Source organism: Mesorhizobium sp. M7A.F.Ca.MR.148.00.0.0, from assembly GCF_003997735.1.
Taxonomy (GTDB): Bacteria; Pseudomonadota; Alphaproteobacteria; order Rhizobiales; family Rhizobiaceae; genus Mesorhizobium.
On sequence record NZ_RZTB01000015.1, the window covers coordinates 44,276 to 65,546 of the forward strand.

General features: G+C 63.1%; 20 protein-coding genes. 8 read left to right on the forward strand and 12 right to left on the reverse strand.

The features are described 5' to 3' along the window. The first annotated feature begins 210 nt into the window (after positions 1 to 210). From EOB49_RS08425 to EOB49_RS08430, 4 genes are all read left to right on the forward strand, one after another. Positions 211 to 2,682, forward strand: a complete 2,472-nt coding sequence (locus tag EOB49_RS08425; RefSeq protein ID WP_245472582.1) for a hypothetical protein — start codon at positions 211 to 213, stop codon at positions 2,680 to 2,682. A 513-nt stretch (positions 2,683 to 3,195) separates the two neighbouring features. Then, positions 3,196 to 3,576, forward strand: coding sequence for a shikimate kinase (locus tag EOB49_RS37475; protein ID WP_245463526.1), 381 nt, complete (start codon positions 3,196 to 3,198; stop codon positions 3,574 to 3,576). Continuing rightward, the gene (locus EOB49_RS37480; RefSeq protein WP_245463530.1) at positions 3,545 to 4,006 is read left to right on the forward strand and encodes a hypothetical protein; all 462 of its coding nucleotides are present in this window, start codon (positions 3,545 to 3,547) and stop codon (positions 4,004 to 4,006) included. Before EOB49_RS37475 ends, EOB49_RS37480 begins: the two co-directional genes overlap by 32 nt. Positions 4,007 to 4,711: 705 nt before the next feature. Next, entirely contained in the window at positions 4,712 to 5,005 is a 294-nt protein-coding gene (locus tag EOB49_RS08430; RefSeq protein ID WP_164781620.1) for a hypothetical protein, read from the forward strand. An 89-nt stretch (positions 5,006 to 5,094) separates the two neighbouring features. On the opposite strand, the gene EOB49_RS08435 is transcribed toward EOB49_RS08430, so the two are convergent. Continuing rightward, on the reverse strand, positions 5,095 to 5,694 hold the full coding sequence (locus EOB49_RS08435; RefSeq protein ID WP_127380700.1) for an NADPH-dependent F420 reductase: 600 nt from the start codon (positions 5,692 to 5,694) through the stop codon (positions 5,095 to 5,097). Positions 5,695 to 5,768: 74 nt separating this feature from the next. Further along, positions 5,769 to 6,503 carry an SDR family oxidoreductase gene (locus tag EOB49_RS08440; RefSeq protein ID WP_127320812.1) on the reverse strand — a complete coding sequence of 245 codons (735 nt, stop codon included), beginning with the start codon at positions 6,501 to 6,503 and terminating at the stop codon, positions 5,769 to 5,771. 275 nt (positions 6,504 to 6,778) lie between these two features. Here EOB49_RS08440 and EOB49_RS08445 point away from each other — a divergent pair, with 275 nt between their 5' ends. Further along, complete coding sequence (locus EOB49_RS08445) at positions 6,779 to 7,675, forward strand: LysR family transcriptional regulator (protein WP_127380701.1); 897 nt, start codon at positions 6,779 to 6,781, stop codon at positions 7,673 to 7,675. A gap of 258 nt (positions 7,676 to 7,933) precedes the next feature. Here the strand turns inward: EOB49_RS08445 and recQ are convergent, their stop codons facing one another. After that, entirely contained in the window at positions 7,934 to 9,775 is a 1,842-nt protein-coding gene (gene recQ / locus EOB49_RS08450; RefSeq protein ID WP_127380702.1) for a DNA helicase RecQ, read from the reverse strand. Continuing rightward, on the reverse strand, positions 9,775 to 10,344 hold the full coding sequence (locus tag EOB49_RS08455) for a sulfotransferase (protein WP_245472593.1): 570 nt from the start codon (positions 10,342 to 10,344) through the stop codon (positions 9,775 to 9,777). The genes recQ and EOB49_RS08455 overlap by 1 nt, the downstream gene beginning before the upstream one ends. On the opposite strand from EOB49_RS08455, the gene EOB49_RS37485 reads away from it, so the two are divergent. Both EOB49_RS37485 and EOB49_RS08460 read left to right on the forward strand, forming a co-directional pair. Further along, entirely contained in the window at positions 10,225 to 10,695 is a 471-nt protein-coding gene (locus EOB49_RS37485) for a hypothetical protein (protein WP_245472595.1), read from the forward strand. The two genes, EOB49_RS08455 and EOB49_RS37485, sit on opposite strands and share 120 nt — an antisense overlap. A gap of 129 nt (positions 10,696 to 10,824) precedes the next feature. Continuing rightward, positions 10,825 to 12,246 carry a coniferyl aldehyde dehydrogenase gene (locus EOB49_RS08460; protein WP_127380703.1) on the forward strand — a complete coding sequence of 474 codons (1,422 nt, stop codon included), beginning with the start codon at positions 10,825 to 10,827 and terminating at the stop codon, positions 12,244 to 12,246. Between the two features lie 255 nt (positions 12,247 to 12,501). Here the strand turns inward: EOB49_RS08460 and EOB49_RS08465 are convergent, their stop codons facing one another. The 8 genes from EOB49_RS08465 to uxaC form a co-directional block, all read right to left on the reverse strand. After that, positions 12,502 to 12,840 (reverse strand): cupin domain-containing protein, encoded by a 339-nt coding sequence (locus tag EOB49_RS08465; RefSeq protein ID WP_127322113.1) that lies wholly within the window; start codon positions 12,838 to 12,840, stop codon positions 12,502 to 12,504. A gap of 112 nt (positions 12,841 to 12,952) precedes the next feature. After that, complete coding sequence (gene kduD, locus EOB49_RS08470) at positions 12,953 to 13,711, reverse strand: 2-dehydro-3-deoxy-D-gluconate 5-dehydrogenase KduD (protein ID WP_127380704.1); 759 nt, start codon at positions 13,709 to 13,711, stop codon at positions 12,953 to 12,955. Continuing rightward, on the reverse strand, positions 13,708 to 14,559 hold the full coding sequence (gene kduI / locus EOB49_RS08475; protein WP_127270496.1) for a 5-dehydro-4-deoxy-D-glucuronate isomerase: 852 nt from the start codon (positions 14,557 to 14,559) through the stop codon (positions 13,708 to 13,710). Before kduI ends, kduD begins: the two co-directional genes overlap by 4 nt. A gap of 22 nt (positions 14,560 to 14,581) precedes the next feature. Then, positions 14,582 to 15,358 carry a FadR/GntR family transcriptional regulator gene (locus EOB49_RS08480; RefSeq protein ID WP_127380705.1) on the reverse strand — a complete coding sequence of 259 codons (777 nt, stop codon included), beginning with the start codon at positions 15,356 to 15,358 and terminating at the stop codon, positions 14,582 to 14,584. A gap of 7 nt (positions 15,359 to 15,365) precedes the next feature. Continuing rightward, a complete protein-coding gene (locus tag EOB49_RS08485) occupies positions 15,366 to 16,646 on the reverse strand; it encodes a TRAP transporter large permease (RefSeq protein WP_127269374.1) in 1,281 nt (426 codons plus the stop codon). 4 nt (positions 16,647 to 16,650) lie between these two features. Then, positions 16,651 to 17,181: a TRAP transporter small permease gene (locus EOB49_RS08490; RefSeq protein ID WP_127380718.1), complete on the reverse strand. Its 531-nt coding sequence runs from the start codon at positions 17,179 to 17,181 to the stop codon at positions 16,651 to 16,653. A gap of 100 nt (positions 17,182 to 17,281) precedes the next feature. Continuing rightward, positions 17,282 to 18,259: a TRAP transporter substrate-binding protein gene (locus tag EOB49_RS08495; RefSeq protein ID WP_127328609.1), complete on the reverse strand. Its 978-nt coding sequence runs from the start codon at positions 18,257 to 18,259 to the stop codon at positions 17,282 to 17,284. 35 nt (positions 18,260 to 18,294) lie between these two features. Continuing rightward, the gene (gene uxaC / locus EOB49_RS08500; protein ID WP_164781622.1) at positions 18,295 to 19,707 is read right to left on the reverse strand and encodes a glucuronate isomerase; all 1,413 of its coding nucleotides are present in this window, start codon (positions 19,705 to 19,707) and stop codon (positions 18,295 to 18,297) included. A 142-nt stretch (positions 19,708 to 19,849) separates the two neighbouring features. Here uxaC and EOB49_RS08505 point away from each other — a divergent pair. Further along, the coding region (locus EOB49_RS08505; RefSeq protein ID WP_164781623.1) for a mannitol dehydrogenase family protein at positions 19,850 to 21,271 on the forward strand (1,422 nt) is incomplete at its 3' end.

Sequence of the window (21,271 nt, forward strand, 5' to 3'; positions counted from 1 at the left end):
GGTGCTCGCACCTAGTCTTGGAAGCCGCTTGCAGCTTCTCTCACCGCACCGTGGGATCGGCCTTCGATCCCCTTCGAATGTAGCGAGGCCAGCCCATATTATGCACGACGATGGGGCTTTGAGGCTGGCAGTCGAATCTATGATCGGCAGTGTTCATCAGCCGAGGAAGGAGCGCCGCGGCGCGCGCCGAGGCGGTGCGCGAACTCGAGCGTGATCGCCGAGATCGAGGCGAAGGAGCCGCTCGAAGCGCTCGACACCTTCATGGCGCAGAACGCATCGATGATCCAGGCCCAGCATGCAGCCTCCAGCTTCGATGTCCATCGGGTCCTTCAGGCCATGGACCACGAGCCGAGACCGCCGCAAGGCGATGCCGGACTGATGCGGCTGCCGGTGGTCGACATGCAAGGCCGGCCGCTGGCCAGCGAAGCCGAGTTGCGCTATTCCATTTTCCACCGCTTGACCTCGGGCGCGGTGAAGGTGGTGGCGGTGCAGCTAAAGGGAACTCCGACTGGAGCCATGCTGACACGCACGTTCACCGTGGAGGGCGTGCCCTACCGCATGGACCTGTTCGGCGGCAGCAAACTGAAGCCGCCGCAAAAGAGCCTGAACCAGCTTGCCTCTCACCTGCCTTTCACGGCCGCAGAGGCCCCAAGCGGCAAGCTTTTGGCGATCCCCTATGCCGAGACGGCTCCGGGTACGGCCTTTGAGCAGCTGTCGCGGGCCTGGGCGCCGTTCAAGGAAGCCTATTACTATACCCAGCGCCGCGGATTTGCCGCGCCGCCGGGCATCCCCGACATTGGCCCCCATGATTATGCGCTGGAAGGGTGCTTCAAGCTGTCCCTTCTGCCCGACCATCCCGCAGGCGCAGTGCATCCCTTCCGGTTCGAGGGGCGAGACGGCGAGATCGCCTTGCGGCCGCATGACGGCTGCGGCTTCATTAGGGCCTCACTGGCCGAGCGCATGCCGTCCATTGCCCGGGCTCGCCACGACGCTCCCGAGCGGATGCCTGCCTATGCCGATAAAAGGCAATCGGCGGTACCGCCCTCGGCGCTGCAACATTATCCGCGTAGCGTCGAGGTAGCACAGGAGACCCGCGAGAAGGCTCAGGCTTGGCTCGAAACCCATCAAAGCCTCACCGCCGAGGAGCTGTTCCGGACGGTCACGGGCGGGCATATCGAGGGTTCGAGCGCTATCGCCGTGCCGTCCAGCGACGAATGCCTGCATGTGCCGACGGGCAAGAGCAAGACCTTGACCCGTGACGCTTGCGTGCTTGTCGGACGCTCCCCCTATGACAAGCCCAACCTGCGCCCGTTCGCCGCCGACCGGGTCAGGTCGGCGCGCGATGGCGACCGGACCGCGGCGTTCCTGGATCGGTGCGTGGCCTTCCAATATAGCTTCAACGTCGCGCACAGGTCGGGGGCTGGGCTTGCCGCCGACGATCCGACCTTCTTTGCCAAAGGCATCTTGATCGTTGTGCCCGACGAAATGTGGCCGGCGGACTTCGCCGAGCGCGGGGTCGTGATGTCTGCCGAGGACGTAAAGTGCCATTCGTACTGGCTGGAGGAAAAGGACCGGGTCAAGGCCGACACCGCGCTCGAGTGCGTCGGCATCCTGCAGGCGACGGAGGTGTTCGCGCCCGGCTCTTTGGTTGCGGTTCCGAGCGTCGAACAAAAAATGCTCGACGGCGATTTTGATGGCGACACCGTCGTCATCATTGGCGACCAGCCTCGCCTTTACGAGCATGTGCGCCAGTTCGACGCGCAGCTGCAGGCGCGCGGCATCGCCTCGATGAAGCCGCCGAAGTCGCACACGCCGGCCATTGAGAAAAGCGGCTACCAGTTCACCCGGTCCAAGCAGATCCTGTCGGCCACCGGGCTGGTGCTGGAGACCTACAGCTGCCTGCAGCGCAACGTGCTGGCGCAGCCGCTGGAGGCGCAACGCTGGTTTGCCGAGCGTGCCATCTTCGGCACCTACGAGGGCATTCATAATGAGCTCAAGGCCGACATCCGCGCACTGTTGCAGGAAGATCGGCCGGATGGCCAGGCCCTCCATGAGCTCATCGCCAGGGCGAGGGAAGACAGCAAGGCCGCCAGGCATCCGGTGGCCTGCGAACTGGCCGCGTTGTTAGTGGCCGAGCTCCAGGACTGGAACCTGCAGCTCAATAGCGAGCCGGCTCATGAGCAGTCGGAAGTCAAGCTGCATGAAAGCGCCATCAATCTGTTGAGCGTCGGCATCAAGGTCGGCACTGACGCCTACAAGTCCGATACCGGTGCGCGGGTGTTCATGCAAAAAACCACCGAATTGCAGCGGCTCTTGGAGCAGAGGCCGGGCTTCAAGTCGGCGCCATATGTCAAGGCGCAGGCGGCAAAGCTCCACCAGGGCCGGTTCGACGTCGATGGCAGCCTGGCGGATCTGAAGGACAACCCCACGCTGGCGGCATCGGTCATGGAGGCCTCGATCAGACTCGCCGTCGAAAAGCGCATTCTGCTCAGCGCCTTAGCAATCTCGGCCGAAGACGACCGCGCCAGCACGATAACGCTGAGCAGCGAACAGGCCCTTGAGCGGGCCAGGCTCGAAGCCGCCCCCGCCGAAGCGCAAGAAAGCGCGATTACCAAAAATTGTGCATGCGGTTGCCGAGCTTTTGCGGCAGGACGGCATCGAGGTGAAGGTGCCGCATCTTGACCAACGGTCGGGCGGGCAGGTCTGGATAGCCGACGAGTTGACCGGCCAGAGCGTGAGCACGGCGCCGGAGGCCCAACTGGTCACCAATGCCGTGCGCCATGTCTTCGAGATCCCGGACGAGGCTTTTACGCGCGCCTTCAGGAAGGCGGCACTGGCCTTCGAGGAGCGGGACTGCAGCGAGGTCGAGACCACCAACTGGGTCATCAGGATGGACAGGCCGCGGTTACGCGGCGTTCACACGGCGTTCAGAACCGCGCAGAACTATCGCTTCGAGGTCGAGTTCCCTACGCCGGCCAGTTATCGGGCCGAGCTCGCGCACCGCGCGCAGAGCGAATGCGAGCTAGTCCCCATTCCCCGTGGTGCTGGGAGATATTACACTGGGACTCGTCAGGAGAAAGCAGGTCGAGGGCGGCAGGGACCTCCAGGTCGCCCATCGTCGCAAGACAACAGATTGCGGTCGCTCGCTCGCCGCAAGCCGGCGAGATCCTCGCGGCCCTCGGTACGCGGCCGGTCGTGCTCGTCGGCATGCCGGCGAGCGGCAAGTCGACCATCGGCGCCCAGCTTGCCAAGGAGTTGGGGGTGGAGTTTGTCGACATCGATAAGCATATCGTCGCCGATCACGGCAATCTGATGGAGATGTTCGCCGACCCTGGCCGTGGCGAGGCGCACTTCAGGGACCTGGAGACCAAAGAGCTCGCCAAGCAGCTGGAGAGAGGCCCCATCGTCATCGCAACCGGCGGCGGCTGCTTTGGCAAGGAGTCCAATCAAGCCCTGATTCTTAATAAGGCGAGGTCGATCTGGCTCGACACCCGAGCTGAAAGAGCTCCGCAGGCGCCTCGAGAGGGACACCAGCCGGCCGCTGCTGCAAGGCGCCGACATCGAGCAGAAGGTTGACCAGCTGTACGAAGAGCGCAGTCCGTTCTACCAAAAGGCCGATATCAGGTTGCCCCTCGTCCCGCCCTTTCAAAAAGACAAGAAGGACGCCCGCATTTGCGTGAAGGAACTCTACGCTTTCCTGTGCAGCGACAGAGAAGCCGCTCTGCCCGCTGCCGAGATATCACATGTCTCCGGTGCTTCCGGCACCGCCACCAGCATGTCCCCAACAGCTCAGCGCATGCACGATGATCATCACAACGGCTACGATTGCGGGGGCGGCGTCGTGGAAACCATCCAGGCGCCGGCGGCACTATTGAGTGAAAGGGAACGGCCGCCGCTCCTCGACACCCTCACCGCCGACCCGCAGCCTTTGCTGGCCGGCAATAACGCACGAGCGAATTTAGCGTCTTCCACGAGAAGCAGGGAACGCTCAAGTCGAGGACGATAGCTTAGGCGTCGCAGGTTTGGTGCAGGGTGCGGGTTCGCACCGAATGCTAATAAAAGTGGGAAACGCATGCATAAGTCGTGAGAAGCCTGATGGCCGAGTTGATCCGGCCTGGATGACACAAACGTACAAAGACGAACCGCCGGTGCCGGGTCGCGCGCCAAATCCTGGTGATCGACCGGAAAGGATCAGCTCCGAGTCTAAACGGCATCGTCAACTTAATGAAGCGCGGATACTATGACAGAGTGACCCAATCCACCGCCGCGCCATTGCGTCGGTTTCGACAGATAAGATGGATTGGGCAGGCGAGCTCAAAAGAGCGATTGTAAATCGCAGTTGTAGCAGTGTAACAAACTGCGTAACAAAAAGCGCGAAAAGATTAGCATTTTCAGCAGGATAGGCGTGAAACCGAATCCCTCCCTCTCCGCCATTTAGTCCAAAAACCTGACATCTCCCGGGCTGCTAGCCGCCTGCCGCACATCGCGCAGCCAACAGGACAAAGCCGCCCGAGCCGGGACACCCTGGCTTCGCGGAGGCCGTAAGGCTTCGGCGATGGGCAGGCCCATTCGGCATCTCCGCACATGGCTTTCTGTCCGCAAGCGCAGCCATGCCGCTGTGAATTTGCCAGCCGGTTTAGCCCAAATGGGGGAAGAGGCCCGGCCCGAGATCTCGTAATGGTTGGTTCGCCCAGCCAGTTAGGAGACCACCATGCGCAAAGCCTCTTTCGCCATCACAGTCGCCGGCACGGCCTTCTTCGGTCTTTCCACTGTCGCATCGGCATGCGTGTCGATGGACGGCAACGTCGTCGTAAACAACTGCAATTATCGCGTCATGGGAAATTACAAAGGCTCGGATGGCAGTTGGGGTGGCTTCGGACCCATCCGCGCGGGTGGTCGTGAGGTAACTTCCAAAAGACGCGATGCCGGTTGGGACATCAGCTATTGCAACTACGATTCATGGGTGGCAGGCACCTGCCGGCCGAAGGATCCCAGGCAGATGTAAGCCGCTTTCAAGCGCGTCACTTTGCGCGCTCGGCTGACGATGTGGCCGGCGTCGAACACCGGCCACTCTGACAGCGCACGGTAAATCCGTTATTGCTCCTTCTTGAACAGATCCTGGAAGATCAGCTGGCCCCAAGTGCGGCCGCGTGCGTGCACCAGTGCGCCGCCCTCGTTGAGCTTCCCCAGCTTGACCGGTGCTAACCCGAGTTGTTTGGCCAAGACCGCCACGGGAGCGATCGCGTCCTCGTCGTCACCAGACAGAAAGACGACCCGGTGGCCGCCCTCGACGATCGGATCGGCAGCCAGGGTGGCCGCAATCAGGTGATTGAAGCCTTTGACGAGCTTGGCGCCGGTGAACGCCTTTGCGACGAAGGCGGAGGACGGCAGACCGTCCAGTTCTTCGGGGACTGGAAACACGTTCGTCACGTCGATGATCGTCTTGCCTTCCCAGCTTGACAGCGCCTTCGCGACATCTGGGTGCGATTCAAAGCGGACAGCCAAAAAGATGATGTCCGCCTTGACCGCGTCCGCCAGCGTTTTCGGGATGATCGTGGGTCCGATCGCGGCCGCGGCTGATGCAAAGCTTTCCGGGTCGCGCGTGGTTGCCACGGACACTTCGATGCCGTTGCGGGCAAACGCCTTGGCAAGAGCTTGGCCGATCTTGCCGAAGCCGATAATTGCATAGCTCATGTATATTCTCCTTCAGTTTGCCAGGCCCTGCGGGGCTCGGGATATCGAATGGAATGAACGGCGGGGGTAGCGGGTCAGATTTGCGCCAAGCCCCCGTCGACGGCGACCTCGCTGGCGGTCATGAAGCTGCTGTCGGGCGACGCGAGAAACGCAGCCGCCGCCCCGATCTCCGCTGGATCGGCCATCCGCTGAAGCGGATTCATCGAGGCGAAGACCTTCAAGCCCTCCTCGCCTATCGCTGCCTTCGCGAGTTCGGTCGCCGTCGGCCCGGGCGACAGCACGTTTACCCGGATGCCGGTGCCTTTCAAGTCTTCCGCCCACGTCCGCGCGAGGTTGCGCACGGCCGCCTTGCTCGCGCTATAGACGCTGAATGCGGGCGCGCCCGTGGTGCCGGCGCTCGATCCGGTCAGGATAATCGAACCGCCCTCGCCCATCAGCGGCAGCGCCTTCTGGACCGTAAAAATCGTACCCTTCACATTGGTGTTGAAGGTTTCGTCAATGTGCTCGGCGGTGAGCTTGCCGAGCGGAAGCAGGCTTCCCACCCCGGCGTTGGCGAAGATGATGTCGAGGGTTCCGCGCTCGGCCTTCACCGCCGCATAGAGCCGATCAAGGTCGGCCTCATCCGAGACCGAGCCCTTCACCGCGCGGGCATTGGGCCCGAGTTCGGCCACAGCGGCGTCTAGCGCGTCCTGCCGGCGGCCGAAGATGAAGACGAAGGCGCCCTCCTCGATGAAGCGCTTCGCTGCGGCGCGGCCGATGCCGGTGGCGCCACCCGTAATAACCGCAACCTTACCGTCCAGTTTTCCCATGACTCAATCCTTCCAGCTTCTGTCTTTGGTCGTTCGGGTACGCCCCGAGGACCTCTAGATGGGCCCGTCGGGGTCAGGTGGTGAGTGCGGAAGCGCGCACATCCGTGGTGCAAAATCGATCCGCCTTCAGGACTGACGCCAGCCGCGACGATCCGTGTCCGCCATTCGGAATTGCGCCGCCCTGTCGACATAAGCCGTGATGTCCCGCCCCTACTGCTGTAGGATGTGTTAGATACGGGGTTTGGAAGGCGCACCGCGCGGTGCCGGATTGCACCATGATCGACTGGGATGATATTCGCTACTTTCTAGCCGTCGCACGCGGAGGCTCGGTGCGGGCTGCCGGCGCGCAGCTCGGGGTGAATCACTCGACCGTGCTGCGACGCATCGCACAGCTTGAGGAACGCCTCGGGGCGCAAATGTTCGAAAAGCTGCCTTCGGGCTATCGCCTGACCGCTGCGGGCGAGGAGGTCCTCGAGCTCGCGAACCAGATGGAAGCGTCGTCTCACCAGCTGGAGACGCGCGTGTTCGGGCGCGACCAGAGCGTGCGCGGGCTTCTGCGGGTGACGCTGGCACCGCCCCTCGCGACACACCTGCTCATGCCGGACTTCGCCGACTTCGCGCGTCTGCACCCGGACATCGAGATGGAAATCTTGTCGTCCGGCGAACTGGCAAATCTGACCAACCGAGAGGCCGACGTGGCGATCCGCGTCGTCTACGACCGCAAAACCCTGCCGCTCAATCTTCACGGCCTGAAGGGACCGGAGGTGTTCGGCGGCGTCTACATGTCCCGCGATCGCCTGGCCGCGTGGCGGGCGGGCGCGCCTGATCCCATCCGGTGGATCGTCATAAGCGTTCATGGAATTCCAGAGTGGGCCGGCGCGGGTGAAGTTCGCACCACGGGGGTTCCATTCAGGACCACGGACGCCGAGGCGCAGATCGTTGCCGTACGGCAAGGTCTCGGGATCACGACACTGCCGTGCTTCGTCGGAGATGCTGACCCTCTGCTGGCGAGGGTGCCGGGCACCGACCTGCACATGTACGGAACGCTCTGGCTTCTCACCCAGGGTGAGACACGCAAGACCAAGCGCGTGCGGCTCTTCACGGAGTTCATATCCCGCAGGCTCGCCGCCTACGCTCCGCTTCTCACGGGACTATCCATATCGCGCGACTGACGCCCAGCGGTCGACGCTGCGGTGAATGAGCGGACAGCGGCACCTATTGCGGTTGCAGATGCTTAGCCATGAAGTCGATGAACGCCTCGGTCTCAACCTGATCTGTCGACTGGCCGGCCAGAGAACATTGAACTGATCGGTCTCGGCGGGAGCATGGCGGTGGAGGAATGGGCGGCGACGGAACAGAAGCTCTCGGAACGGATGCCTTCTCCGAAGATCCCTATGCTTCAGAGCGCGTGACCAGTCGCTGATCTGACCTCAGGCCGAGCCATCGGATTGATGCTCGGCAATCGCACTCAGAAAAACCTGGCCGAACTCCTTCAGCTTTGCCGCCCCAACTCCATTCACTTCAGCGAAGGCGTCGAGGTCGTGCGGGCGGCGCTCGGCCATGTCGATCAGGGTGCGATCGGAAAACACCACATAGGCCGGCACCTGGCGCTCCTTGGCGAGCCGCAGTCGCAAGGTCTTCAGCGCGGCCAGCAGCCCGGTGTCCACATCCGATTGCCTGAAATCCTGCCCGGAGCGCGACTTGCCGCGCAAGGCGCGGCTGCGCACCTCGACGCGATAATGGAACGGCATCTCGCCACGGCCAAGCGCATGGCCTTTTTCGGCGATGGCGAGGCCGCCATGACCGGCCGGATCCGGCATCAGGAACCCGCCGGCGACGAGCTGCCGGATCAGCGACAGCCAGAAATCCTTCTTGTGCGCCAGCCCGCTGCCGAAGCTGGCAAGCCTCTGGTGGTTCCTGGCCAGCACTTTTTCGGTTTCATGGCCGAGCAGGATGTCGATGACATGGCCGGCACCGAAGCGTTCGCCACTCTGGGCGATGGCTGCCAGGATTATCCGCGCCTCCGCTCCGCCATCGGCGCGCGGCGCCTGGTCGAGGCAGGTGTCGCAATTGCCGCAAGGCTGCGCGTCCTCGCCGAAATAGCCGAGCAGCACCTGGCGGCGGCACTGCGCCGTCTCGCAATAGCCGATCAGCGTGTCGAGCCGGCCATGCGAGCGCCTCTTGTGCTCGGGCGGCGCATCCTCGTCGTCGATGAACATCCGGCGCATGCGGATATCGCCAAGGCCGAACAGCATATGCGCCTCGGCGTCCCGCCCATCGCGGCCGGCGCGGCCGATCTCCTGGTAATAGGCCTCCAGGCTGCCCGGCATGTCGGTGTGGAAGACATAGGCGACGTCAGGCTTGTCGATGCCCATGCCGAAAGCGATGGTCGCCACCATGACGACGCCGGACAGGGTCATGAAGCTGTTCTGGTTGGCGTCGCGCGCCTCCTTGCTCATGCCGGCATGATAGGCGAGCGCGGTGACGCCGTTCTTCTCGAGGAAGGCCGCCATCTCCTCCGTCTTCTTGCGCGACAGGCAGTAGACGATGCCGCTGCGGCCGGGATGGCGCTCGACGAAGCGCAGCAATTGCCGCTTGCTGTCCTGCTTGGCCTCGATGGCAAGCTTGATGTTCGGCCGGTCGAAGCCCAGCACCAGGGTCTCGACGCGCTCGGCAAACAGTCGGGCTTCGATATCGGTGCGCGTGCCTTCGTCCGCCGTTGCCGTCAGCGCGATGATCGGCACGTTGGGAAAGATGCCGCGCAGGCGCGACAGGTCCTCGTATTCGCGCCGGAACGCCGGCCCCCATTGCGAGATGCAATGCGCCTCGTCGACGGCGATCTGGCTGACATCGAGCCTGGCCAGCGCCTCGAGCATCCGCTCGGTCATCAGCCGCTCCGGCGCGAGATAGAGCAGGCGCGTCTGGCCTGAGGCGACGCGACGCCATGCGGCGACATTGGCATCGCGGTCGATCGAGGAATTGATCGTATCGGCAGCCACGCCGGCAAGCCGCAAGGCGGCGACCTGATCCTGCATCAGCGCCACCAACGGCGAAACGACAATGGTGAGCCCGCCCAGGACAAGTGCCGGGACCTGGTAGCAGAGCGATTTGCCCGCACCTGTCGGCATGACGGCCAGCACATGCCGCCCGGCCAGCAGCGCATCCATGACATCGGCCTGGCCGGGGCGAAAATCATCGAAGCCGAACACGTCTTTCAGCACGCGCCGCTTGGGATCTCGCTGTTCCGTCGCGAGGGCCGCCGGTGCCTGCATCACCGCGCGTCCACGGTCGGCGTGCTCATTGGCATGTCATAGCCGAACTCGGCGCAGAAACGCTGGACGCGGACGAGAAATGCCGGGGGCAGGCCGCCGAGATAACTCCTGAATTCTTCATTCCTTTCCCATTTTCTCAACGAAGCCAACCGGATCGGATTGTCCGGATCCTCGCTGAAGCGAATGCGCGGTGTCAGTCCGAACGACTGCGCGATTTTGTCCTGCTGCGCATCGGGCACGCCGGTCATGTCTTCGTAGCGGACAATGAGTATCTGCCGGTGCGGTTGTGCATTCTTCAGCCGGGTCAGCGCGTCGTATTCGGCCAGCCAGCGATGCGGCGTGACGTGGAACCGACGCTCGTTGCGTGTTTGCGGATGCGAACTTGTCAGCGTGTCGAACGGATGGCGCACGCAATAGATCAAGCCGATGGAGGGAGGGAGCTTCGCCAGATGCGCAAAACCGCGCGCATCGCGCTTGACGACGAGGTTCGATTCCGGCCGGTCCAACATGTCCAGCATTGTGTATCGCGCTTCGGGCGGATGGACGAAAATGTCCTCGAAACACCTCATCAGCCGCTGTGTCAGCGTCGTGCCGCTGCGCGCGCAACCCGAAATGAAAATTCTGTTGGCGGGCGCCGCGCGTGCGTATGTGCGTTTTTGCATGCGCTGTTTCAGAGACAGCGGCACGAACCGCAGAAACTCCCGCACAACCCTTCGCGCAGCCGCTCCAAACGCAGCCTCAAGCCTGTGAGCGCCCTTCATCCGCAATTCCGCTGGGCCGCCCGGCACGAAACGCGCCGCTTGGGGTCCATGGCCAAGATACTCGATATCAGCATCAGGCAGACACCGGACTGGAATTCCTGGATGGGAGAGGATGGGAAATCGGTCAAAACGACTCTCTGCATGGGCACCATGCCTTAGCGCAGCTGTCATCGTGCCACAACAGGAACAGGTCGCCTGCAGCCTGCGCCTTCCCTTGCAACACCTTTACCTCGCTGGATTCCTTCACCCAGCAATGTAAGCTCGGCTCCGCTAGCCAGGGAGGATGCGATGCTGCAGACCAGACAGGATGTTCTCGGCGAGCGGTTCCACCTGCAGCGCGCCGCCTTCGAGGCGCAGCCTTTCCCCAACTTTGGCATCCGCAGGGATCGCCTGAAGCGCCTGCTGGCGCTGACCGAGCGGCACGAGGCCGACATCTGCGCGGCGATCGACGCCGACTTTGGCGGCCGCTCCGCGCACGAGACGCGCCTTGCGGAACTGTTCGTCGTGCGCGCCGGTATCCGCCACGCGCTGTCCCATCTCAGGGGCTGGATGCGCGAACGTCGCATTGCCACCGCCATGCCGTTCCTGCCGGGCAGAAACCGTCTCATCCCGCAGCCGCTCGGGGTCGTCGGCATCGTGTCGCCCTGGAATTATCCTTTCCAGCTCGCTGTCGCGCCGGTCACGGCGGCACTCGCGGCCGGCAATCGCGTGCTTATAAAACCTTCCGAATTGACGCCGGCATTCTCAGTGCTGTTGGCCAAACTCGTTGCCGAGCATTTCGCACCCGATGAGCTCAGCGTCATCACCGGCGATGCCGAGATGGGAAAGGCCTTCGTGTCGATGCCTTTCGATCATTTGCTGTTCACCGGCTCGACCGCGGTCGGACGCCAGGTCGCGATCGCCGCGGCCGCCAACCTGACCCCGGTCACGCTCGAACTCGGCGGCAAGTCGCCGGCAATCTTCGATCCGTCCTGCGATCTCGATGCGGCGGTATCCAGCATTGCCTATGGCAAGCTCTTGAATGCCGGGCAGACCTGCATCGCGCCGGATTATCTGCTGGTGCCGAAGGGGCAGGCAGGCACGGTCGCTGTCAAGCTCGCAACGGCGATCGCGAAGCTCTACCCGACCTTGCGCGACAACCCCGATTATACCGCCATCATCAGCGACCGGCACCACCAGCGCCTGCGCGACATGATCACTGAAGCGCGTGACGCCAGCGCCGATGTCACCGAAATCAACCCGGCCGGCGAAGAGCTGGGTGCCAAAAGCCGGAAGCTGCTGCCGACCCTGGTCCGCAACGCCGGCGCAAACCTGCGGCTGATGCGCGAGGAGATTTTTGGGCCGGTGCTGCCCATCGTAGAATACACCGGGATCGACGAAGCGATTGCGCATGTGAACGGAGCGGAGCGCCCGCTGGCGCTCTACTGGTTCGGCCGCGACAGCGGCAATCGTCAACGCATCCTGCACGAGACTATTGCCGGCGGTGTCACCATCAACGACTGCATGCTGCATCTGGTACAGGAAAATCAGCCTTTCGGCGGGGTCGGCGCCAGCGGCATGGGCGCCTATCACGGCGAGTGGGGATTCCGGACCTTCAGCAAGGAGAAGCCGGTTTTCACACAGTCGCGGCTGAGCGCCGGAGCCTTGTTGCGCCCGCCCTACGGCAAGACGTTCGGGCGGCTCTTCAGCCTGCTCCGGCATATCACCTGACCGACGCAGCCACTGCCATAGCGAACACCCGGCGCGTTAAGCCTATGTTCACCATCATGCGGCAGGTTTCGCATCCTGCGGTCATGTCTTGAGTACCGCGGCGCCACAAGCGCCCAGGCAACAACCCGCGCCTCTTTTGAGGTGCGGGTCTTCCCTGCTCGATCTCCTACCCTTGGCTAGAGCAATTCCAGGAAAAGTGTGAAGCGGTTTTCCCGGGAAAAAGGCATAGCGTTTTCCCTTGGGAATTGCGTCAAATCAAAGAGAAAGAAAATCGGCCCGGTGCGGTGTAAAGCTGTCGACCAGCCGCCCTGCTTCCAGCGCCTTGACGCCGTGCACCAGACCGGACGGCACGATGAAGCTGCCGCCGGTCTCGATGGTTTCGGTCCGACCGTCGATGGTCACCTCGAAGCGGCCTTCGGCGACGTAGCTTGCCTGGACATGCGGGTGCGAATGCAGGGCGCCGACGCCACCCTTGTCGAAGCCGAATTCGACCAGCATCAACTCATCGGTGTGCAGGAGGACGCGCCGCCTGTTGCCGTCCAGCGTTGTCGTCCAGGCGCCCTCGCCGGCTTGCGCGAAAATCTTTGCGGTCATTGTTGTCTCCTCAGAGCAATTCCAGGAAAAGTGTGAAACGGTTTTCCGTCCGGAATTGCGTTAAAACAATGAGATAGCGCGGTTCAGCGTTTCCGCTAAACGATGAACCTCGCTAGCGCGCCAGCCAGCCGCCATCCACCGGCACCACCGCTCCATGCATATAGTCCGATGCCGGCGCCAGCAGGAAGACGGCGGCGTCGCCAATGTCGCCCGCCTCGCCCCAGCGGCCGGCCGGGATACGCGCCAGGATGGCGGCGCTGCGGTCGGGATCGGCGCGCAGCGCCTGCGTGTTGTTGGTCTCGATATAGCCCGGCGCGATGGCGTTGACGTTGATGCCTTTTTGCGCCCATTCGCAGGCGAGCAGACGCGTGATGCCGAGCACACCGTGCTTCGAGGCAGTGTAGGACGCAACGCGGATGCCACCCTGGAAACTCAGCACGGAGGCAATGTTGACGATCTTGCCTTTCCGCTCAGCGGCCAAGGCACGCCTTGCAAAGCTTTGGCAGAGCAAAAAAACCGTTTTCAGATTGACGTCCATGACGTCGTCCCAATCGGCCTCGCTGAGATCGACGGCATCGGCGCGGCGGATGATGCCGGCATTGTTGACCAGCCCGTCGAGCGGACCGCTTTCGTCCCAGATCCGGTCGTGCAACGGGCCGGCGGCCGAAATGTCGGCAAGGTCGGCGCTGACCGCCTCGAATTGCCCTCCCAGCGCGGCGACCTTGTCTGCCGTATCGTCCATCGACGAGCGGCCGACGCCGACCACCGCGCCCCCGGCGCGTGCGATCGATACGGCGATGCCCTGGCCGATGCCGGTGTTGGCGCCGGTGACCAGGATACGTTTTCCGGCAAGGCTGAAGGGGTCGCTCACCGCAGATCGCTCAACGCCACCGGGTCGACATCGGTATAGTCGACGTTGTCGCCAGCCATCGCCCAGATGAAAGCATAATTGGAAGTGCCGGCGCCCGAATGGATCGACCAGCCCGGCGACAGCACCGCTTCCTCGTTGCCCATGACGATATGGCGCGTCTCGTCCGGCTCGCCCATGAAGTGGAAGACGCGTGCCGTCTCCGCCAGGTCGAAATAGAGATAGGCCTCCATGCGCCGGTCATGCACATGGCACGGCATGGTGTTCCACACCGAGCCCGGCGCCAGCTGAGTCATGCCGACCACCAGCTGGCAGGTCTTCACGCCGTCGGCATGGATGAACTGGAAGATCGAACGCTCGTTGCAGGTGTCCTTGCTGCCGAGATCGAGGCGCTTGGCGTCGCCGATGCGGATCAGCCGGCTGGGCCAGGCCTGATGCGCCGGCGCGCTGAGCAGATAGAATTTGGCCGGCGCATCTGCATCGGCCGACGCGAACGACACATCAGCGATGCCCATGCCGAGATAGAGCATGTCGCGCGCCTGCAATTCGAAGGACTGGCCGCCGGCCTTGATGACGCCTGCACCGCCGATGTTGACGGCGATCAGCTCGCGACGGTCGAGAAAGTTCTTGGTGCCGGTCGGCTTGATCGTTTCCAGTTGAAGCGCGGCGTCCGTCGGCACGGCGCCGCCGACGATCATGCGGTCGTAATGTGTGTAGGTCAGGCTGATGCGGCCGGGCTGGAACAGGCCGTCAATGTGAAAGTTGTGGCGCAGCTCATCGGTTCCCATCGCCGCGGCGGCGACCGGGTCGATGGCAAAGCGGGATGTATAGTCGGTGTGGCTCTGGTTCATTTCAATCCTGACTTGAGATGGGTCATTCGCCGGCGGCGGCCTTGACCGAACTGGAATAAAAAGCCTGACGCGCATGCAGGCGTTCGCGGTAACGCTGCTGGCTGGCGGTGAGGTGCGCGCGCATCGCCTCTCGCGCGGCCTCGGCATCGCCAGAGGTAATGGCGTTGAGGATCACCAGGTGCTCGCGCTGCAGTCCGCGCTGGTAGCTATCGGATTGCGCCAATTCGGTCGACCAGGGCGAAGTCACGTCGCACGGGATGGCGCGCCGGCCGAGCACGTCGAGCATCTCGACATAGAATGGGTTGCTGGTGGCGCTGGCGATCGCGCGATGGAACGCGAGGTCGGCCGGACCGGTCGGCTCGCTGGCAAGCAGCAGCCGCTCGAATTCGAAGAAGGCTTCCTGGATCGCCGCCTCCTGCGCGGCATTGCGGCGGACGGCGGCGATCCCGGCCGATTCAATCTCGATCGCCAGCCGCACTTCGAGCACGTTGAGCGCGATCGAATCCTTGCTGCCCATGTCGGCGGCAAGCGCGCCGAACAATGTCGAGATGTGCTCTGTGACGAAGACGCCGGCGCCCTGGCGCGGTTCGACCAGCCCGTCGGCGGCAAGCTTGGCCAGCGCCTCGCGGATGACGGTGCGGCTGACGCCGAAGGTTTCGGTCAGTTGGCCTTCGGTCGGTAATTTATGGCCGGGCAGGATCTCACCCGCCTGCAACTGCTTACGGATCGTCGTGACCACTGTCTCCGACAATTTGGGTTTTCTCTCGACCCTGAGGTCGGTCGCGGTGTCCGATGCCATGTCGCCCCTATTTGAAGACGCTCGGTAGCCAGAGCGAAATGGCCGGAATGTAAGTGACGAGCCCCAGTACCACGAGCCCGGCCCCATAGAACGGCCAGATCGAGCGCATCGCTTCCCAGACGGATATCTTGCCCACTGCGCACGCCACGAACTGCACAGCGCCCACCGGCGGCGTATTCAGCCCGATGCCGAAGTTGAGGATCATGATAACGCCAAAATGCACTGGGTCGACGCCGTAGGCTTGCGCCACGGGCAGGAAGATCGGCGTGCAGATGATGATCGTCGGCCCCATGTCCATGAAGGTGCCGAGGAACAGCATCAAGACGTTGAGCAGGAGAAGCACGACCAGTGGATCGTCCGAGATCGCGTTCATGGAGGCTATGAGCGCTGCCGGCACTTTCAGGAAGGCCATCAACCACGAGAACGCCGCCGCCATGCCGATGATGAGCAGCACCATGGCCGTGGTGCGCACGGCACCATGGGTGGCATGAACGAAACCTTCCCAAGTCATCTGCCGGTAAACAAAGACAGTAACGAGCAACGCATAGATGACCGCGACACAGGAACTCTCGGTCGCCGTGAAAACGCCCGATCGTACGCCACCGAAGATGATCGCGATCAGCAGCAGGCCGGGCACCGCGACAGCGAAGAGATGCGCGACGGCGGTGAAGCCCGGAAACGGCTCGGTCGGATAGCCGCGGGAGCGCGCCACGAAATAGGCGGTGATCATCAGCGACAGGGCCAACAGCAGGCCCGGAATGATGCCGGCCGTGAACAGGTCGGCGATGGAGATCTTTCCACCTGCCGAGATCGAGTAGATGATCATGTTGTGCGACGGCGGCAGGAGCAGCGCGATCAGCGCCGCCATCGACGTGACGTTGACGGCGTAATCCGCTCCATATCCACGCGCTTTCATCTGCGGGATCATCAAGCCGCCGACCGCCGCTGCCTCGGCCACCGCGGAGCCGGAAATGCCGCCGAACAGTGTAGCGGTCGCAATGTTGACCTGCCCGAGGCCGCCGCGCAAATGGCCAACGAGCGAGCCGGCGAAGGCAACGATCTTGCTGGCGATGCCGCCGCGCACCATCAAGTCGCCGGCATAGATGAAGAAGGGAATGGCCAGCAGCGAAAAGACGCTCATGCCGGAATTCAGGCGCTGGAACACGATGAGCGGCGGCAGGCCCATATAGAGGACGGTGGCAAAGCTTGCGACGCCGAGGCAGAAAGCGATCGGCGTGCCGATAAGCATCAGAAGGGTGAAGACGCCGAAGAGAATCCAGAGTTCCATGGCGTCAGACCTTCACGTTCGCCGTGTCAAGTTCGGTTGCGACTTCCGCCGGCGGCAGTTCATCGAGCACATCGTCGATCGGCGCACCGGAGAGACGAAGCACGATGCGCTCCAGCGTGAAGAGCACGACGAGCACGCCTCCCGCGACCAGCGGGACGTAGTCCCAGCCCCCGGATATGCCGAGCGACGGCAAGGTAGCGCCCCAGGTCAATGCAACCAGTTGGCTGCCATACCAGATCATACCGATGCCGAAGGCGAGCGCGACGAGGTCCGAGATCATCCGCAGCCAACGCTTGCCGCCTTTGGGCAGCACGTAGAGCAGGACGTCGAAGCCGAGGTGATAGTTCTCGCGCACCCCGACGGCAGCGCCGAGGAAAATGAACCAGCTCATCAGCATCACCGAGCCCTGCTCGGTCCAGCTTGGCGAGCGGTTCAGGACATAACGACCGAACACCTGCCAGGCGACGAAGGCGGTCATCAGCACCAGCCCGATGCCTGCGATCCATAGCGCCGCTGTGCTGACGCGCGACATCATGCGCGCGACGCCGGACAGGGGCGGTCTGTGTTCTGGGCTGGAGGTCACCGGTTCTCTCCGCAAGAGGATGGCGGCGCGGAATGCCCGCGCCGCCGCTTGATCACTGCACGGCCTTGATGGCTTCGACCATGGCCTTCAGCTTGTCGTCCTTGACGTGCTTCTCGTAGACCGGACCCATGGCGTCGATGAAGGGCTGCTTGTCCGGCGTCGTGATCTGCGAACCGGCCGCCTCGACCTTGGCGCGCGATTCCTTGACCTTGGCGGTCCACAGCTCGCGCTGCCTGGCGACGCTCTCCTTGGCGGCCGCCTTGAAGATCGCCTGATCCTCCGGCGTCAGCTTGTCCCAGCTCGACTTCGCCATGACGAAGGCTTCCGGCACCATAGTATGCTCGTCGAGCGAATAGAACTTGGCGACTTCCGCATGCTTGGCGGTGTCGTAGCTCGGAAAATTGTTTTCCGCGCCGTCGATGACTCCGGTCTCGATCGCCGAATACACCTCGCCATACGGCATCGGCGTGGCGTTGGCGCCGAGTGCCGCCACCATGTCGACGAAGATGTCGGACTGGATGACGCGGAACTTCATGCCGGACAGATCGGCTAATGAGTTGATCGGTTTCTTCGAATTGTAGAAGGAGCGCGCGCCGCTGTCGTAAAAGGCGAGCAGCACCAGCCCGACCTGTTCGAACGCCGCCGCGATCTGGTCGCCGACCGCCCCGTCCATGACCTTGTGCATATGGTCTTCCGAGCGGAAGATGTAGGGCAGCGAGGGCACCGTGGTTTCGGGAATGAGCCCGTTGAACGGCGCCATCGAGATGCGGTTGAGGTCGATCACGCCGGTGCGAACCTGCTCGATCGTGTCCTTTTCTTCGCCGAGCTGCGCGGAATGATAGAGCTCGACCGCATAGCGGCCGGCCGTACGCTCCTTTACAAGCTCGCCGAAATATTTGACCGCCTCGACCGTCGGATAGCCGTCCGGGTGGGTGTCGGACGAGCGCAGAACCGTCTGGGCGCTTGCGGTTCCGGCCATCAGTGCGGCGGCGAGTAGCGCAGCTCCCGTCAGTCTTGAAAAATGCAACATGGTTCCTCCCTTTGCATTGCGGGCGAGTTGCCCCTTCAGAGCCGATACGCCTTTTTCGCCAGCGTATAGGTCAGTTCCCGCGCCAGTTCATGCGCCTCGTCCTCGCGCAGCCGATGCTCGGCGACGAGACGCGCCAGGAACGCGCAGTCGACTCGCCGCGCCACATCGTGACGCGCCGGGATCGATGGAAAGGCACGGGTGTCGTCGTTGAAACCGACGGTGTTGTAGAAGCCGGCCGTCTCGGTGGTCATCTCGCGGAAGCGCCGCATGCCTTCCGGGCTGTCGTGGAACCACCATGCCGGCCCGAGCTTCAGCGCCGGGTAGACACCGGCCAGCGGCGCCAGCTCACGCGCATAGCTGGTCTCATCCAGAGTGAAGAGGATGACGGTCAGGTCGCGTTCCAGCCCGACGCAGTCGAGCAGCGGCTTCAGCGCCGTCACATAGTCGGTCCTGGTCGGGATATCGAAACCCTTGTCGCGGCCGAAATTCTGGAAGATCGAGGGTGAATGGTTGCGCCAGGAGCCGGGATGGATCTGCAGGACCAGTCCATCGTCGAGGCTCATCTTGGCCATCTCGGTCAGCATCTGGGCGCGGAACAGTTTTCGCTCGCGCTCATCGTCGGAACCACGGCGAATCCGATTGAACAGCTCTTGCGCCGCCGCATCCGAAAGATTGGCGGTCTCGGCCGTCGGATGGCCATGATCCGACGAAGTCGCGCCGAAGCTTTTGAAGAAGGCACGCCGCTGGCGATGCGCATCGAGATAGCCGGCCCAATTGCCGGTGTCGCAGCCGGTGATCTCACCGAGCCGGTCGAGATTGGTTGAAAACCCTTCGAAATCGGGGTCGACGACCGCGTCCGGCCGATAGGCGGTGATAACGCGGCCCTGCCAGCCGCTGTCGCGGATCATCTGGTGCCATTTGAGATCGTCGAGCGCGCCTTCCGTGGTCGCGATGACCTCGATGTTGAACCGCTCGAACAGCGCGCGCGGGCGAAAATTCTCCCACTGCAGCAGCGTCGCGATGGTGTCGTAGTGGCGGTCGGCGGTCGCCGCGGTCAGCGGTTCGTCGATGCCGAACAGATCGGCGAGCACATGATCGAACCACAGCCGGGTCGGCGTGCCGCGAAACAGATGATAGTGCTCGGCAAAAAGCCGCCAGATCGCCCTGCCGTCGGTCTCGACCGGCGCGCCGTCGAGCGTCGCCACGCCGAGATCCTCAAGGCGGACGCCTTGGCTGAACAGCATGCGGAAGATGTAGTGATCCGGGACGATGAGCAGTTGCGCCGGATCCGGGAATGGCTCGTTCAGCGCATACCAGCGCGGATCGGTGTGACCATGCGGGCTGACAAGGGGCAGGTCCTTGATCCCGGCATAGAGATCACGGGCAATCGCGCGCGAATGCGCCTCGGCGGGAAACAGCAAATCCGCATGGGTCAGTGCCACGATCATCCTCCCAAGCCACTATCGGTAGGGGCGGCAAGAATTAATGTCAACATACAAAAACTAGATTGTTGTATGATGACTTTTCGACCCATTGTGTGGCAGGAAATCGAATGTTACGCCGCTTTGCCGATCCCTGCCGAGGCCACTCATGTCATCCGACCAGACCAGTCGCACCACGACGACCGAACGCCTTTCCACGAAGACCGTGCGCGCACTGCCGGCTTCGATCGCGACACCTGCGTATTATCGCAGCCGCGTCGTCCCGGGCATCGTGCACCTTGGTGTCGGCGCCTTCCACCGCGCCCATCAGGCAGCCTATGTCGACGATTGCCTGGCGGCAGGCGAGGCGGATTGGGGCATAACAGGCGTTTCGCTGCGCAGCACCGACACGCGCGACGCTCTCACGCCGCAGGACGGGCTCTACACGCTGGCGATCAGAAGCAGTGGAACCGAAAAGCTTCAGGTCATCGGCTCGATCGGCGCGATGCTGGTGGCGCCCGAAGACCCCAGCGCTGTGCTGGCCACGCTGACCGATCCGCGCACCCGCATCGTCACGCTGACGATCACCGAAAAAGCCTATCTGAGGGCGGCAGGCGGCGGATTGGACGCCGCACATCCCGATATCGCCCATGATCTGGCCAATCCTCGGATGCCGAAGACAGCGCATGGTTTTCTGACCGAGGCGCTTGCCCTGCGACGCGCCGCCGGCACGCCGCCCTTTACCGTGCTCTGTTGCGACAATCTGCCGGCCAACGGCGCCACGCTGCACCGGCTGTTGGTCGAATTCGCCCAGTTGCGAGATGCCGGGCTCGCTCAATCGAGTGATGTCGGAATTGCCGACCACATCGCACACCAGGTCGCGTTTCCCTCCAGCATGGTCGATCGTATCGTGCCTGCAACCACCGACGCCGATCGGGCGCGGATCGCTGAAGAACTCGGCGTCGAGGATGCCTGGCCCGTGATGACCGAGCCGTTTTGTCAGTGGGTGGTCGAAGATAAGTTCCCGACTGGCCGGCCCGCGTGGGAACAATTCGGCGTCACCATGGTTCGCGACGTCGGCCCGTTCGAGGACATGAAGCTCAGGCTGCTCAACGGCTCGCATTCGGCCATCGCCTATCTTGGCCTGCTCAGCGGTCATGCCACCGTCGACCGCGCCTTCGCCGACCCGGCGATCCGCCAATTCGTCGATGCCTTGTGGGCCGAAGCCATCCCGACCCTGCCCGAGGATGCCGGATTGGACACGAGCGCCTATATTGCGGAGCTCGCGGAGCGTTTTTCCAACACTGCACTTGCCCATCGCACGGCGCAGATCGCCAATGACGGCAGCCAGAAATTGCCGCAGCGCATCGTCGCTTCCGCCATCGAATGCCTGGAAGCCGGTACTGAATTGGTCCATCTAACCCTGGTGGTGGCTGCCTGGATCGCCGCTTGCGCCGCGCGAGGGAAAACCTTGCCGGAAGGCCATTTCACCGACCCGCTCGATGCGGCGTTGACGGAACTTTTGAGTGAGCAACTGCCGGCGAATGAAACCGTGACCGCGGTGTTCGACCTGGCCGGCTTCGCTGGGGAT